General features: G+C 68.8%; 10 protein-coding genes. 7 read left to right on the top strand and 3 right to left on the bottom strand.

The genetic code is table 11. The annotated features are described in order from the left end of the window. Together CF70_RS01220 and CF70_RS01215 are read right to left on the bottom strand one after the other, a co-directional pair. The coding region (locus CF70_RS01220) for a TPM domain-containing protein (RefSeq protein WP_035859372.1) at positions 1-769 on the bottom strand (769 nt) is incomplete at its 3' end. Positions 770-784: 15 nt separating this feature from the next. Then, positions 785-1,405 (bottom strand): LemA family protein, encoded by a 621-nt coding sequence (locus CF70_RS01215; protein WP_035859370.1) that lies wholly within the window; start codon positions 1,403-1,405, stop codon positions 785-787. Between the two features lie 436 nt (positions 1,406-1,841). Here CF70_RS01215 and dapA point away from each other — a divergent pair, with 436 nt between their 5' ends. Continuing rightward, positions 1,842-2,762: a 4-hydroxy-tetrahydrodipicolinate synthase gene (gene dapA / locus CF70_RS01210; protein ID WP_035859369.1), complete on the top strand. Its 921-nt coding sequence runs from the start codon at positions 1,842-1,844 to the stop codon at positions 2,760-2,762. A gap of 44 nt (positions 2,763-2,806) precedes the next feature. Here the strand turns inward: dapA and hemL are convergent, their stop codons facing one another. After that, a complete protein-coding gene (gene hemL, locus CF70_RS01205) occupies positions 2,807-4,096 on the bottom strand; it encodes a glutamate-1-semialdehyde 2,1-aminomutase (RefSeq protein ID WP_035859368.1) in 1,290 nt (429 codons plus the stop codon). Positions 4,097-4,311: 215 nt separating this feature from the next. On the opposite strand from hemL, the gene CF70_RS01200 reads away from it, so the two are divergent. The 6 genes from CF70_RS01200 to CF70_RS36855 all read left to right on the top strand — a co-directional run bounded on the left by CF70_RS01200 (position 4,312) and on the right by CF70_RS36855 (position 14,893). Beyond that, positions 4,312-4,482 carry a rubredoxin gene (locus CF70_RS01200; protein ID WP_006159034.1) on the top strand — a complete coding sequence of 57 codons (171 nt, stop codon included), beginning with the start codon at positions 4,312-4,314 and terminating at the stop codon, positions 4,480-4,482. Between the two features lie 418 nt (positions 4,483-4,900). Then, positions 4,901-5,395 (top strand): response regulator, encoded by a 495-nt coding sequence (locus CF70_RS01195; RefSeq protein ID WP_035859366.1) that lies wholly within the window; start codon positions 4,901-4,903, stop codon positions 5,393-5,395. A gap of 32 nt (positions 5,396-5,427) precedes the next feature. Further along, positions 5,428-5,796: a response regulator gene (locus tag CF70_RS01190; RefSeq protein ID WP_035859363.1), complete on the top strand. Its 369-nt coding sequence runs from the start codon at positions 5,428-5,430 to the stop codon at positions 5,794-5,796. Positions 5,797-5,854: 58 nt separating this feature from the next. Continuing rightward, positions 5,855-6,424, top strand: a complete 570-nt coding sequence (locus CF70_RS01185) for a chemotaxis protein CheW (RefSeq protein ID WP_035859361.1) — start codon at positions 5,855-5,857, stop codon at positions 6,422-6,424. 62 nt (positions 6,425-6,486) lie between these two features. After that, positions 6,487-8,655, top strand: coding sequence for a methyl-accepting chemotaxis protein (locus tag CF70_RS01180; RefSeq protein ID WP_035859358.1), 2,169 nt, complete (start codon positions 6,487-6,489; stop codon positions 8,653-8,655). Between the two features lie 70 nt (positions 8,656-8,725). Further along, positions 8,726-14,893, top strand: a complete 6,168-nt coding sequence (locus CF70_RS36855; protein ID WP_035859355.1) for an Hpt domain-containing protein — start codon at positions 8,726-8,728, stop codon at positions 14,891-14,893. The last annotated feature ends 79 nt before the right edge of the window (positions 14,894-14,972 follow it).

Below are 14,972 nucleotides of genomic sequence, written 5' to 3'. Positions count from 1 at the left end.
CACCGCCGCCGCCACGTCCCCAGCCGCCACCCCCGAGACCGCCAAGGGTGCCGCCCAGTCCGCCGGCCGCCGCGTCCCAGCCGCGCCCGCGCGTCACGATGCGCGAGCCGCCCGAGCGCCGTGCCGCGGCGATAAAGAAGAACAGGATGATGGCAAGCGGGAACAGCACCGGCAGCCAGTCGGTCCACGAGCCGCTCTGGGCCGGCTTGCCGCCGGCCTGCGGGCCCGGCAGGGCCTCCTTGTCGATGGTGGCCTGGATGGCCGATACGCCGGCCGCGATGCCGCCGTAGAAATCGTTCTGGCGGAAATGCGGCGCCATCACGTCTTGCAGGATGCGCTTGGACATCGCGTCGGTGAGCGAGCCCTGCACGCCACGTCCCACCTCCAGGCGCATCTTGCGCAGACCGGGCGGATTGTCCTTGGCGATCAGCAGGATCACGCCATCGTCGATGCCTTTGCGCCCGGCGCGCCAGGCGTCGGCCACGCGGATGCTGTAGGCGTCGATCGGCTCGGGCTCGGTGGTCGGTACCATCAGCACGAAGATCTGGCTGCCGCGCTGCTGCTCATACTCGGCCAGGACGTTCTCCAGCGCGCCGCGCTGGCTGGCGCTCAGCGTGCCGGTGAGGTCGGTGACCCGCTGCGTGAGCGGCGGCACCGCCACGAAGCCGTCGCCGGCGGCCATGGCGGGCGGCGCCAGCAGCGCGCCCAGCCACAGCATCAGCGCCAGCATGGCGGCCGTCCAGCCACTGCGCTCAGGGAGATGCGGCATTGCCATCGGTCGGCCTCAGAACTTCACCGCCGGCGGCGCCGAGATGGCTTTCTCGTTTTCCACCGAGAACGACGGCTTGACCGGGTACTTGAAGACCATCGCGGTCAGGTTGGTGGGGAAGCTGCGCGCCAGGATGTTGTAGTCGCGCACCGCGGCAATGTAGCGCTGGCGTGCCACCGTGATGCGGTTCTCCGTCCCTTCGAGCTGCGACTGCAGGTCGCGGAAGGAGGCATCGGCCTTGAGCTGCGGATAGTTTTCCGACACCGCGAGCAGTCGCGACAACGCACCGCTCAGCTCGCCCTGGGCCTGCTGGAAGCGCTTGAACGCTTCAGGATCGTTGAGCGTCTCGGGCGAGACCTGGATGCTGGTAGCCGCGGCGCGGGCCTTGGTGACCGCCTCAAGCGTCTCGCGCTCATGCGTGGCGTAGCCCTTGACGGTGTTGACCAGGTTGGGGATCAGGTCGGCGCGGCGCTGGTACTGGTTGATCACCTCGCCCCAGGCCGCCTTGACGGCCTCATCCTTGGCCTGGAAGTCGTTGTAGCCGCAGGCGGACAACAGGCTCGCGCACAAGGCCAGCGTGAGCCAGCGCAAGACGGACTGCCCGGAGGACAGGGACAGGGGAAGGGATGCGCGCATCGAAGACTCCGGAATTCGTGGAATTCCCAGTGTAGCGCAGGGGCCGGCTGCGCAATCAAAATGACTTGGGGGTGGCTTGACGGCGGCATGGCCGGGCCGGTAGATTGTCGTCTCTGCCGTGGTTGCGACGGCGGTGCCCGCCGGGCGCCTTGTCGCACCATCATCCAGCCCGAACCTGCAATGCGCGCTTTTTCGATGATTTCCGCTCCTGCTTCCGCTGCCTCGCAGCGGCAGGCGCCGGCGCGCGCCAAAGCCAAAAAACAGCCGCTCGTCTGACCGGGGCGCTGTTCCGTCAGATGAGCGACGGAACGGCACCTGCGCACAGGCGTACAGGGGGTGAGGCCAGGTTCATGCTTTCCCACTGCCCACGCGGGCTCATCTGCCACCCGGCGCACTTCTGCACGGTTTTATTGACCGGTCGCACAGGAGTGATCCGATGCAAGCAGTTCAACAAGCACAACAGCAAGCACAACAAGTATTTTCTGGAATCTGGCTGCCGCTGGTGACGCCGTTTGCCGGCGGCGCCGTCGATCATGGCGCGCTGGCCCGGCTGGTGGCGCGCTATGCCGGTAGCGGCATCGCTGGCTTCGTGGTGTGTGGCAGCACCGGAGAGGCGGCTGCCCTCGACGAAGCGGAGCAACTGGCCGTGCTCGACACCGTGCTGTCCGGCGCCGGCGCCTTGCCGGTGATCATGGGCGTCGCGGGCAGCCAGTTGAAGCAGGTGCAGGCGCGCGTGCGCCGCCTTGCCGAGCGGCCGCTGGCCGGGCTGCTCGCGCCCGCGCCTTATTACGTTCGTCCGTCGCAGGCGGGCCTGCTGGACTACTTCCATGCGCTGGCCGACAGCGCCGCCGCGCCGCTGGTGCTGTACGACATTCCCTACCGGACCGGCGTGAAGCTGGAGACGGAAACCATCCTGGCGCTGGCCACCCATCCGAATATCCGTGCCATCAAGGACTGCGGCGGGGACTACCACGGCACGCAGGCCGTGATTGCGGACAGACGCCTCGCTGTGCTGGCGGGCGAGGATCACCAGTTGCTCGGTACGCTGTGCCTGGGCGGCACGGGCGCGATCATCGCGTCGGCCCACCTGTATCCGGAACTGTTCGCGGCGCTGGCCAGGGCGGTGGCCGGGCAGCGGCTGGACCAGGCGCGCCGGATCTTCCATGCCTTGATGCCAATGATCCGTCTGCTGTTTACGGAGCCCAATCCGGGGCCGCTCAAGGCCATGCTGACGCGGGAGGGATGGCTGCGCGATGAGTTGCGCGCGCCGATGACACCCGCCAGCGCAGGGCTGCAGGCGGCGCTGGCGCGGGCCTGCGAGCAGATCGGGGCGGCCGCGCCCGATCTGCTCGGCTGAGCCGCGCCCCGCCCCAGGGCGGGGCGGTCACGGCCGGCGAACCTTCAGGCCGCGAAGGCCTTGCGGGCGGCGTCGATGGTGGCGGCCAGGATGGCGTCGTCGTGCTGCGCCGAGACGAAGCCCGCCTCGTAGGCGGATGGCGCCAGGTAGACGCCGGCATCCAGCATGGCGTGGAAGAATCGGTTGAAGCGGGCCGTATCGCACTGCGTGACTTCGGCGAAGCTGCCCGGCACGCCCTCGCGGAAGTACAGGCCGAACATGCCGCCGATGGCGTCCGCGGCGAACGGCACGCCGGCTTCGCGGGCAGCCGCGGCCAGTCCGTCGGCCAGCTTGCGGGTTTGCGCGGCGAGCCGGTCATGGAAGCCCGGCGCCTGGATCAGCTTGAGCGTGGTCAGCCCGGCCGCCACCGCCAGCGGGTTGCCCGACAGCGTGCCGGCCTGGTACACGCCGCCCAGCGGCGCCAGGCAGGCCATGATGTCGCGCCGGCCGCCAAAGGCCGCCGCCGGCATGCCGCCGCCGATCACCTTGCCCAGGCAGGTCATGTCCGGCGTGATGCCGTAGTGCGCCTGCGCGCCGCCCAGCGCCACGCGGAAGCCGGTCATCACCTCGTCGAAGATCAGCACCGCGCCGTACTTGGTGCACAGCGAGCGCATGGCTTGCAGGAAGGCATCGCTGGCGCGCACCAGGTTCATATTGCCGGCCACCGGCTCCACGATCACCGCGGCGATCTCGTCGGCATGCTTGATAAAGGCTTGCTCCAGCTGCTCGACGTTGTTGTATTCCAGCACCATGGTGTGCTTGGTCACGTCGGCCGGCACGCCGGCCGAGGAGGGCGCGTTCTTGGTGGTGTCGGCAAAGGTCAGCAGGCCGGACCCCGCCTTGACCAGCAGGCTGTCGGCGTGACCGTGGTAGCAGCCCTCGAACTTGACGATCAGGTCGCGCTTGGTAAAGCCGCGCGCCAGGCGCAGCGCGCTCATGGTGGCCTCGGTGCCGGAGGAAACCAGCCGCACCTGCTCGATCGACGGCACCAGCTTGCAGATTTCCTCGGCCATCTCGATTTCGGCTTCGGTCGGCGCGCCGAAGGAGAAGCTGAGGCCAGCGGTCTCCTGCACCGCGCGCACCACTTCGGGGTGGGCGTGGCCGACGATCATCGGACCCCAGGAGCCGATATAGTCGATGTAGCGCTGGCCATCGGCGTCCCACATGTAAGCGCCTTCGGCGCGCGTGATGAAGCGGGGGGTGCCGCCTACCGAGCGAAAGGCGCGCACGGGCGAATTGACGCCGCCCGGAATGGTTTGCTGTGCGCGGTCGAAGAGCTGCTGGTTACGAGACATGGCTTTGCGTGAAATCAAAAGCGGGAGAAACGCGTTCTATCAGGCAGCAAGTTACGTGGAAAATGCCGGCAAAAGAGCCGAAATGCGAGGCATTTGCCGGGTAACGTGCGCGAACACGGCGTATTTGGCCCGAATCGTACTTGCCCTGCTGGCGCCGGCGGCGCCGATTCGGTACCATCTGGCCCTGAATTTTAATGGAGAGTGACTGTACCGTTATGGAATACAAGACCTGGATGTGCCTGATCTGCGGGTGGATTTACGACGAGGCCACCGGCGCGCCCGAAGACGGCATTGCCCCCGGCACCAAATGGGAAGACGTGCCCATCAACTGGACCTGCCCGGAATGTGGCGCGCGCAAGGAAGATTTCGAGATGGTAGCCCTGTAAAGCTGCCGCATCGTACCGCGCAAGCCGTACGTCGCCCGCCAGGTCAGGCCGGCCGGCGTGATTTGGCAATGCGGGGGCATGACGCGGCCGTGACGAACGCCGCCGGCCCGCCGTAGCGCGTCGCGTCAATGCGACAGATCGGGCGGGACTGCCCCGGTTTCCGGATTGACGGCCCCACGGCGACTTGTCACACTCTGTTTCAAATTTGAAAATCCATCCCTTAGGGGGGTGGACCTTGGCAGGCGCGGGTACCACGCGCCGCCGTTTGCCGCGTACCGGGCCACCGGTCCGGCGCGTTTTCGGGAATCAAATCGTTTTTGTTTCGGGGGTCCGTCGGGGCAGGCAACTGCGCCGCGCGGAAGTTCTCAAGTGAATGCCGGCGCTTTCCCCTGGGAAGCACGCTGGTCGCGGGAACGAGATGCGGGTCGCTCAACTACAAGAAAGCATTCGGGTCAACGCCGAGGTCAGCGGCGCGGTCGGAACTGGCGTCAGCGCCGGCGGCGTTGCTGCGCCTGCGCGCCGCAAGGTGCTCGTCATCGACGATTCCAGCACCATCCGCCGCACCGCCGAGATCTTCCTGTCCCAGGCAGGCTGCCAGGTGCTGCTCGCCGAAGACGGCTTCGAGGCACTCGCCAAGGTCGGCGACATGCATCCGGACCTGATCTTCTGCGACATCCTGATGCCGCGCCTGGATGGCTACCAGACCTGCGCCCTGATCAAGAAAAGCCCCCGATTCCATGCCATCCCGGTGATCATGCTGTCCTCCCGCGACGGCGTGTTCGACCGCTCGCGCGGCCGCCTGGTCGGCGCGCAGGACCATCTCGCCAAGCCGTTTACCCGCGAGTCGCTGCTGCTGGCGGTCGATGCCTGCGTGCCGCGCGCCGCCGCCGTGGCCAGCCCCTTGCCGGCTTGAGCGCATATCAAGGCGCATATCAAGGAATACTCATGACTATCAGCAAAATCCTTATCGTTGACGACTCCCCGACCGAGGCCCTGTTCATGTCCGACCTGCTCGGCAAGAAGGGTTTCAAGGTGTCGGTGGCCGGCAATAGCGACCAGGCCTTCGCCCGGCTCGAGAAGGAAGCCTTCGACCTGATCCTGATGGACGTGGTGATGCCTGGCCAGAACGGCTACCAGGCGACCCGCGCGATCAAGCGCGACGACCGCTTCAAGGACATTCCCGTGATCATGTGTACCAGCAAGGGCCTGGACACCGACCGCATCTGGGGCATGCGCCAGGGCGCGGCCGACTACATCGTCAAGCCGGTCGACGGCGAAGAACTGCTCACCAAGATCGCCGCGCTGACCCACTGAGCCAGGCGCCGATCCCGCACCCGCTCCCCTCCCTACGCCTATCACCCGGACCTCGACCATGAACGCGCCGCGCCAGGACCTCCGTGCCCGCCAGACCCGGCTGCAGGATTACCAGGCCATGCTGGCCCGCCGCCTGCGCGAGGCGCGCAGCCTGCCGGCGGTGGACAGCTACCTGGGTTTGCAGGTGGGCCAGCGGCACTGGCTGCTGCCGTTGCCGCAGACGGGCGAGGTGCTGGAGATGCGCCAGCCCAGCCGCGTGCCGCTGACGCAGTCCTGGTACACGGGGCTGGTGAATGCACGCGGCAGCCTGCTGGGCGTGATCGATTTCGGCCTGTTCTGCGGCGAGGGAGCCACCTCGCTGCAGCCGGGCAGCAAGATCGTGGTGCTGTCGCGCCAGGTGGAGCGCGCTTGCGGCATTCTTGCCACGCGCGTGATCGGACTGCGCCATGCGGGCGACCTGTCCTTGCCGGCCGAGTCCGCGGGAGGGACGCCCGCACGGCAGGAGGCAGCGCCGGAATGGGAGGGCGCCCGTTTTGCCGACCGCGACGGGCGTGACTGGCAGGTGCTCGACGTGCGCAGGTTGCTGGCGTCTCCGGCCTTCCTGCAGGTGGGCCGGCAGGCCGCCTGAGCGTCGCGCGGGCAAGCCCGCTGCAACAAATCAAAATCGAAAAATAACGGACAGAGGGTGCTATGGGTTTCAAGATGTTCAACCTGGGTCGCCAGGCACAGGTGGCCAGTGCCGCCGAACCGGCGGTGAATGCCGCCGCCGCGCCCGGCACGCGTAGCACCCCGGCCCGGCGGTTCACGGACAGGCTTTCCCGCCTCCCGTTTGCCAGCCAGCAACGCGCGCTGACCGCAGGCGTGGTGTTGTCGCTGACCGCCCTGCTGGCCTCGGTGTATTTCGACAACCGCGAAGCCAATAACGGCGCCGCGCAGATCGAGATCGCGGGCGACATGCTGATGCATTCCCAGCGCCTGGCCAAGGCGGTGCCGGTGGCCCTGCTGGGCAATGCGCAGGCCTTCACGCAGCTGCGCCAGTCCAAGAGCGAACTCGCCGGCGACTTGCAGGCGCTGCAGAACGGCAGCGACGCCAAGCACGTGCGCGCCACCGGCGGGGCGGCCGCGCCGTTGCTGGAAAAGGCCATGGAGTCCTGGCAGCGCACCGAGAAGAGCGCTGGCGACGTACTGGCCCAGCAGCCCACCCTGACCACCATCGGCCAGACCCTGCAGATCTTCAACGCCTCCAACCCGGAACTGCTGGAAAGCGCGGAGCAGGTGGCGGCGATCAAGCTGCAGAGCGGCGCCAATGCGCGCGAGGTGGCTGCCTCCGCGCAGCTGGTGATGCTGACGCAGCGCCTGGGGAAGAACCTCAACGAGTTCCTGGCGGGTGAAGGCGTCAACCCGGAAACCGCGTTCCTGCTGGGCAAGGACACCAATACGTTCCGCGAAACCCTGGACGGGCTGATGAACGGCAGCGAAGCGCTGCGCTTGTCCGCCGCCGGCGATGCCGAGACCCGCGGCTACCTGCAGCAGCTGTCGCAGCGGTTCGACGCGGTGCAGAAGACCACCCAGACCATCCTGCAGAACCTGCCCGGCCTGATCGCCGCCAAGCGCGCCCAGCAGCAGATCTTCAATGACAACGAGGCGCTGCGCGGCGAACTGTCCGCGCTGCAGGCGGCCTATGCCGAAGGCGCGCGCGTGCGCCCTCTGACGCTGGGCGCGACCATCGTCTCGGCCTTGCTCACGCTGCTGTTCCTGGCTGGGCTGGCCGCGCTGTACCTGCGCGACTCCCGCGCCCGTACCCTCGAAGCCGAGGCCCGCGAGCGCGAAGCCGAAGCCCGCCGCCTGGATGAAAAGCGCAATAACGACGCCACCCAGAAGGCCATTCTGCAGCTGATGAACGAACTGCAGGACATTGCCGACGGCGACCTGACCAAGCAGGCCACCGTGACCGAGGACATCACCGGGGCCATCGCCGACTCGGTGAACTACACGGTGGAAGAACTGCGCGAACTGGTGGGCCGCGTGCAGCAGACCGCCGGCGAGGTGACGCAGGCATCGAGCCAGGTGCAGGACACCTCGACCGAGCTGGTCGCGGCATCGGAAGAACAATCGCGCCAGATTCGCCAGACCGGCGAGTCGGTGGTGGAGATGGCGGACCGCATCACGCAGGTGTCGCGCGGCGCGGCGGAGTCCGCCAACGTGGCGCGCGCCTCACTGGCCGCGGCCGAGCAGGGCCAGTACGCGGTGCAGAACGCCATCGTCGGCATGAACGACATCCGCGAGCAGATCCAGGACACCTCCAAGCGCATCAAGCGCCTGGGCGAATCGTCGCAGGAGATCGGCGAAATCGTCGAACTGATTTCCGACATTACCGAGCAGACCAACGTGCTGGCGCTCAACGCCGCCATCCAGGCCGCATCGGCAGGCGAAGCCGGGCGCGGCTTCTCGGTGGTGGCCGAGGAAGTGCAGCGCCTGGCCGAGCGCTCCGGCGAGGCAACCAAGCAGATCGGCGCGCTGATCCGCACCATCCAGACCGATACGCAGGATGCGGTGCACGCCATGGAGCGCAGCACGCAAGGCGTGGTGGAAGGGGCCAAGCTGTCCGACAACGCCGGCGCCGCGCTGGTGGAGATCGGCCGCGTGTCGCGCCAGCTCGCCGAGCTGATCGAGCAGATTTCGCAGACCACCTCGCACGAGGCGGGGCTCGCCACCGCGGTGGCTCGCAATATCGAAGGCATCTTGCATGTGACCGAGCAGACTTCCTCGGGCACGCGGCAGACCGCACTGTCGGTGCGCCAGCTGACTCTGCTGACCGAAGAGCTGCGCAACTCCGTGCTGCGATTCAAGATCGCCTGACGGGTTACGCAAGGGCCGCGCGAGCGGGCCACGGGCCGGCGCCACCGCATTGGACGCATTGGAAGCAGTCATGTCATTGAATTTCCCTGTCTCGCGCGAGGCCGCCGGCTCCGATCCGGCCGTGCAGGATCCACTGGCGCCGATGCCCTTTGCGGCACGGGACCTGTCCGTCGCCCCGCCCGCCGCCCCGGTAGCGCGCGACCTTTCCGTGCTGGCCTGGCTGGCGCCGAGCCTGCGCGCCGCGCTGGACGATGCCGCGGCCGAACTGGGTCATTACGTCGATGAAGTGCAGCAGGCGCCAGAAGCGCTGGGCGCGCGCGACACCACCTCGCTGCGCCTGGCGGGCCAGCATCTGCACCAGGCCGCGGGCGCCGTGCATATCGTTGGCCTGCGCGGTGTCGATCCGTATTGCCAGGCGTTGCGCCGGCTGCTGGAAGGCATCGACGGCGGGGCAGTTGCCGCCGACGCCCAGACCCTGGCCGCCTTCCGCCTTGGCGTGCAGGCGCTGGCCGAGTACGTCGATGACCTGATGGTCGGCGACGACGAGGATCCGGTGCGGCTGTTTTGCTCCTATGCCGACGTGCTGGGCCGGCTTGGCGAGGACCGCGTGCACCCTGCCGACCTGTGGGTCGACGAACTGCAGATGCTGCCCGGCATCCTGCTGCCGACGCGCATGGCCTCCACCGTGACGCGCGCGCGCCAGCGTTTCGAGGGCGCCTTGCTCAAGGCGCTGCGCCTGCCGGTGCCATGCTTCGAACCCAGCCTGCTGCGCGAAGCGTATCTGCCGCTGGAGTCCGCGCTGGAAGACGTGCGCGCGAGCGAACAGGAGCTGCGCCGCGCCACCGATCACCCGGACCGCGGCGTGTGGCACGTGCTGGCGCTGGTGTTTGGCGCGCTGGCCCACGGCCTGCTGCCGTCGGACCTGCTGGCCAAGCGGCTGGCGGGGCGTGCCCACCTGCTGCTGCGCCAGTACCTGCAGGGCCAGGTGCGGGTGCCGCAGGCGCTGCTCAACGATGCCGTGTATTTGCTGGTCACCACGGGCAGGATGCCGGCCGCCAGCGAGCCGGAGAGCGCGGCCGTGCTGGTGCTGCGCTCCGCCATCCGCGAGTGCCTGCAAGCCTTCCGCATCGACGCGGCGCACGCGTCGGCGCATGCCGATTTCCGCGTGCGCTACTACGGCTGGCTCGATCCGATCGATACGCACAACCTGCAGCAGGCGGCCGCCGCGCTCGAACGGGCGGCGGGTGCTGGCGCGGAACACAGTGAATGGCAAAACGCGCTGGCGGTGCTGGCCGAAGCCGCGCAGCCGCTGGCCCAGCCGGCCTTGCAGCGCTGCCTGGATGCCGCCGCGCACCCTGCGCTGCAGGTCCGTTCCGGCGATGACAATCTTGGCGGCATCGGCGCCATCGCGCTGTTCCTGGGGCGTGCGCTTGCCTTGCCGTGGCGTGTGCATGGCAGCACCGGCCATGCCACGGCGGCTGAATTCGCGCACCGTTGCGATGAACTGGCCTCGCATCTCGGCGAGCGCCAGCGCGGCGACCAGGCGACGCCGCCCCCGCGCTGGCTCGCACAGATGGTGGAGCAGGCGCGCGCGCAACGCTTGCGCGAGGCCGCGGTAGCGCAGTTGCGCGGCCATCTCGACAGCGGCGAATCGTGGCTCGATGCCTATGACCGCGACGCCGCCCGCGCCGAGGCCGGTGCACACCTGCGCGATGCCGAGCGCGCGTTCGTGGCGCTGGCCGGCACGCTGGAGCAATTGCGCGACGCCGGCGCGCTGCCCGACGCGCTGCGCGCCGACGCGCAGGCGGTAGCGGTGGCATTGGAGCGCGTGATGCCAGCCCTGGAGTGGCTCGCTGGCGCCCGCGCCACGCAAGTCCAGGGCGATGCCGCTACCGGTGCGGGCAACGAGGCTGGCGCCGCGAGCGAGCGCGCCGCCCGGCTTGCCGCGATCGCCGGCGAACTCGGCGCCGTGCATGCCTTTATCGATGCGCTGGCCTTTGGCCGGAGCCCGGCGGCGGTGCGGGATGAGGCCGCCGAGGCTGACGGCCAGGCCGTGCAAAGCGGCGCCGTCTCCCACGCGGCCCTGCTTGCCAGGGCGCGCGCGGCTGCCAGCGATGCCGTGCGCCACCCGGCCGCCGCCGACGCGCCCGAGGTGAAGACGCTGCGCACGGCGCTGCAGGCCATGAATGAACAGGCCGCCATCGACGATGCTGCCGGTTTGCGCCGCCAGGCCACCGAAGCCACCACCCAGCTCAATGCCTGGCTGGCCGGTTCCCACGGCGCGGCGGAGCGGCTGGTGGTGGCGCTGGCCGATGCGCTGCCGGCCAGTGCACCGGGCGCACCCGCGCTGCCGGCCGCGGCCGGGGATGCGCAGAAGAGCGAGAAGCCCGAGAAGCCCGAGAGGCCCGAGAAGGCAGAGGCGGCCGGCATCGATGCCGAACTGCTCGACATTTTCCTCAGCGAAGCCGTCGAGGTGCTGGGCGAGGTCGCCAGCGATCTCGGCGGCGGTCTGCCGGCGCTGCAGGATGCCGATACCATCAGCCGCCTGCGGCGCGCCTTCCATACGCTGAAGGGTTCCAGCCGGATGGTGGGCCTGCACCGCTATGGCGAGGTGGCCTGGGCCATCGAGCAGGTGATGAATCTGTGGATTGCGGAGGCACGCGCCCCGGCGCAGGCCCTGCTGGACCTGTTGTTGCGCGCCCATCAGGAGCTTGCCGGCTGGGTCCAGGCGCTGCGCGGCGATGCCCAGGCGGTGCACGATGCCTCCGGCCTGCTGGCCGTGGCACAGTCCGTGCGCGCGGGCGAACAGCCGGAGCCGGCATCGGTCCTCGAACCGGTGGCGCCACAGTCCCTGGATGAGCAGGGCGGGCAGGTGCGGCAAGGGCAGGCGGAAACGGAGCCGGAACAGGAGGCGCAGGCCGGTCTTGCCGGGGCCGACGAAGATGCCAGCGCCGGCGCGGACGCCAAAGTCATTCCCTTCCGTTTCGCCAGCACGCCCGCGGAGCAAAACGATCACTACAAGCTGATCGGCCCGGTGCGTATCAGCCTGCCGCTCTACAACGTCTACCTGCAGGAAGCCGACGACCTGATCCGCCAGTTCGCCACCGATGTTTCCGAGTGGCGCCACGAAGGCCGGCCCTGCCCGAGCGAGCTGGCATTGCGCGTGGCGCACACCTTGCAAGGCAGCGCGTCCACGGTCGGACTGGAGCCGGTGCGCGCGATTGCCGAGGTGCTGGAGCGCCTGATGCTGCAACTCGGCGCGCACCCGGTGGCGATGCACCCTGGCGACTTCCGCCTGCTGGAGCAGGCGGTCGAGCGCGTGCGCGGCATGTTGCACCAGTTTGCCGCCGGCATCTGGCCGGCCGCCGACGAAGCGCTCTGCCGCAGTCTCGCCGAGTTGGGCGAGCGTGCCATGGTGCGGCCGCGGCTGGCGATGCCGGCGGCGCCGGAGTTGCCGCCCGAGGCGGAGGACGCGCCGGTTGCGCTGTTGTTCGGCAAGCTGGCGCCCGCGGCCAATGCCGGCGCGCTGTACGATGCCGCCATCACGGTATTGGATACGGCGGGCGTGGATGCCGGTCATGCCGATGCGGCCAACACGGGCGAAGCTTCCTTTTTCGCGCATGCCGACACCGGCAGGATCCCGCCGGCGCCCGGCGCCGCGGATGCGCGTGAGACTGCGGGCGCTGCGCACCCGCTGGCCGATGAGGTGGCTGCGGAAGAATCCCTCGATCCGGCGCTCGTCGAGATTTTCCTGGAAGAGGCGCACGGCAGCCTCCCCGAACTGGGCAAGCTGCTGCGCGGCTGGGAGACGGCGTCCGGCGATGGCCAGCACGCCAGCCACGCTGGCCTGATCCTGCGCGCCTTGCACACGCTCAAGGGCAGTGCGCGCATGGCCGGTGCGATGGCGCTGGGCCAGGCAGCCCACGAAATGGAAACCCTGCTCGATGCCGCCGTGCGCGCGGATCGCGTCGGGCCGGTCTTGTTCGTGCGCCTGTATGCCTGGTACGACCGCATCCTCGCGCATAGCGAGGCGCTGCAGGCTGGCCGCCTGCTGCCGGTGGACGATGCCGACCTGATCAACGCCATGACCGGGCTGAACGGCGCCCCGGCGGACATGGCCGGCACGCCGGTACCCGCCCAAGATGCACCTCAGGATGCCCCGCAAGGTGGTGGCGAGCGCAGCCCGGCGCCGTTGGCGCGTTCCGCCGTACAGCCCTGGCTGCAAGCCGGGCCCGTGCGCCCCGTGGCGCCTGCGCCGGGCGACGCGCTGGCGCCGGCAGCGGACGCCGGCGAGCGCCAGCGCGCGCTGGTGCGAGTCCAGGCCCGCACGCTGGATACGCTGATCACCGACGCCGGCGAAGTCGGCGCAACGCGCGCGCGGCTGGAAAGCGAACTGGATGCGATGCGCAGCTACCTGGGCGAACTCAACGACAACGTGGCGCGCTTGCGCGGCCAGTTGCGCGAGATCGAGATCCAGGCGGAGTCGCAGATGGCCTCGCGCATCGCCGACGCCCAGCACAAGCAGGAATTCGATCCGCTCGAGTTCGACCGCTTCACGCGCTTCCAGGAACTGACGCGGATGATGGCCGAGTCGGTCAACGACGTGGCCACCGTCGAGCAGAACCTGCAGCGGGGCTTTGACCGCGCCACTGGCGACCTCGATACGCAGGCCCGCCTCACGCGCGGCTTGCAGCGCAGCCTGATGCAGGCGCGCATGGTGCAGTTCGACGCGCTGGCCGAACGCCTGTACCGCGTGGCGCGGCAGGCCTCCAGCGAGACTGGCAAGGACGTGCGCCTGCTGATCAAGGGCGGCACCGTGGAAGTCGACCGCTCGGTGCTGGACCGCATGGCCGGCCCGATCGAACACCTGATCCGCAATGCGGTGGTGCATGGCATCGAGGCCGCCGAGGTCCGCCGCGCTGCGGGCAAGCCGGCCGCCGGCGCGCTGACGCTGGAAGTGCAGCAGGAAGGCAACGAGGTGGTGCTGCATTTCGTCGACGATGGCGGCGGTCTTGACCTCGCCCGCATCCGTGCGCGGGCCATCGAGCGGGAACTGCTGTCCCCGGACGACGAGGCGGGCGATGCGCGGCTCACGGAACTGATCTTCGCCCCCGGCTTCAGCACGGCCGATAGCGTCTCGGAACTTGCCGGGCGCGGCGTCGGCATGGACGTGGTGCGCGCCGAGACCGTGGCGCTGGGCGGGCGCATCGCGCTGGCCACGCAATCCGGACAAGGCACCCGCTTTACCGTGCACCTGCCGCTGACAACCGCTATCACGCAGGTGCTGCTGGTCACGCTGGGCGGCCGGCCGTTTGCCATTCCGAGCGGCATGATCGACCAGGTCCAGCAATTGCGCTCGCAAGGGCTGCTCGAAGCCTACAACCAGGGCAGCCTCGATGTGCCCGGCGGCGCGGTGCCGTTCCATTACCTCGGGACGTTGCTGGAGGAAACGCCCGCGATTGCCGCGGGCAAGAAGTATTCGCCGGTGGTGGTGGTGCGCAGCGGCGCCGAACGCATCGCCGTGCACGTGGACGAAGTGATCGGCAACCGTGAAGTGGTGGTCAAGCACATCGGCCCGCACCTGGCGCGCCTGGAAGGCATTGCCGGCGCGACCACGCTGGGCGATGGCGAGATCGTGCTGATCTACAACCCGGTGGTGCTGGCGCAGCGCTTCGTGCGCGAACGCGGCGAAGCGGCGCGTCCGCGGATCGACGATCTCACCTGCCTGGCGCAACAATCGGCGCAACCGGCGCTGCTGGGCGCGGTGGCTGAACTCTCACAGGGCGAAGCCGCGCCGGTGCAGGGCCTGGGCACGCAGCCTACCGTCATGGTGGTGGACGATTCGCTGACCGTGCGCAAGGTCACGCATCGCTTGCTGACACGCGCGGGTTATCAGGTGGCGCTCGCGCGGGACGGCGTGGATGCGTTGCGGCAGTTGCAGGAGATGATGCCGGATGCCATGTTGGTCGATATCGAGATGCCGCATATGGATGGCTTCGACCTGACTCGCAATGTGCGGGCGGATAGCCGTACCGCGCATATGCCGCTGGTGATGATTACCTCGCGCACGGCGGAGAAGCATCGCCGCTATGCTGCGGAGATTGGTGTCAATGTCTACCTGGGCAAGCCGTATAACGAGGATGAGCTGCTCACTACGTTGCATCAGTTGCTGGGTGAGCGTGCGGCGGGGACGGCGGGGTCGGTGGCGCAGATGTTGGGGGAGGATGCGGGGAATTGAGGTGGGGCTTGGGGTTAAAGACTTGAAAGCCTGAAAGCCTGAAAGCCCTAAAGTCAAAGGCGGTTTCACCACCCCTGCG

The organism is Cupriavidus sp. SK-3, assembly GCF_000611145.1.
GTDB lineage: Bacteria > Pseudomonadota > Gammaproteobacteria > Burkholderiales > Burkholderiaceae > Cupriavidus.
The sequence above is the reverse complement of the archived record's forward strand: the minus strand, read 5'-3'. Positions and strand labels throughout refer to the sequence as shown.

Excerpts from the sequence above, each read along its gene's own strand:
- CF70_RS01215 (WP_035859370.1), bottom strand. The coding sequence starts at position 1,405 with ATGCGCGCATCCCTTCCCCTGTCCCTGTCCTCCGGGCAGTCCGTCTTG.
- dapA (WP_035859369.1), top strand. The coding sequence starts at position 1,842 with ATGCAAGCAGTTCAACAAGCACAACAGCAAGCACAACAAGTATTTTCT.
- hemL (WP_035859368.1), bottom strand. The coding sequence starts at position 4,096 with ATGTCTCGTAACCAGCAGCTCTTCGACCGCGCACAGCAAACCATTCCG.
- CF70_RS01200 (WP_006159034.1), top strand. The coding sequence starts at position 4,312 with ATGGAATACAAGACCTGGATGTGCCTGATCTGCGGGTGGATTTACGAC.
- CF70_RS01195 (WP_035859366.1), top strand. The coding sequence starts at position 4,901 with ATGCGGGTCGCTCAACTACAAGAAAGCATTCGGGTCAACGCCGAGGTC.
- CF70_RS01190 (WP_035859363.1), top strand. The coding sequence starts at position 5,428 with ATGACTATCAGCAAAATCCTTATCGTTGACGACTCCCCGACCGAGGCC.
- CF70_RS01185 (WP_035859361.1), top strand. The coding sequence starts at position 5,855 with ATGAACGCGCCGCGCCAGGACCTCCGTGCCCGCCAGACCCGGCTGCAG.
- CF70_RS01180 (WP_035859358.1), top strand. The coding sequence starts at position 6,487 with ATGGGTTTCAAGATGTTCAACCTGGGTCGCCAGGCACAGGTGGCCAGT.
- CF70_RS36855 (WP_035859355.1), top strand. The coding sequence starts at position 8,726 with ATGTCATTGAATTTCCCTGTCTCGCGCGAGGCCGCCGGCTCCGATCCG.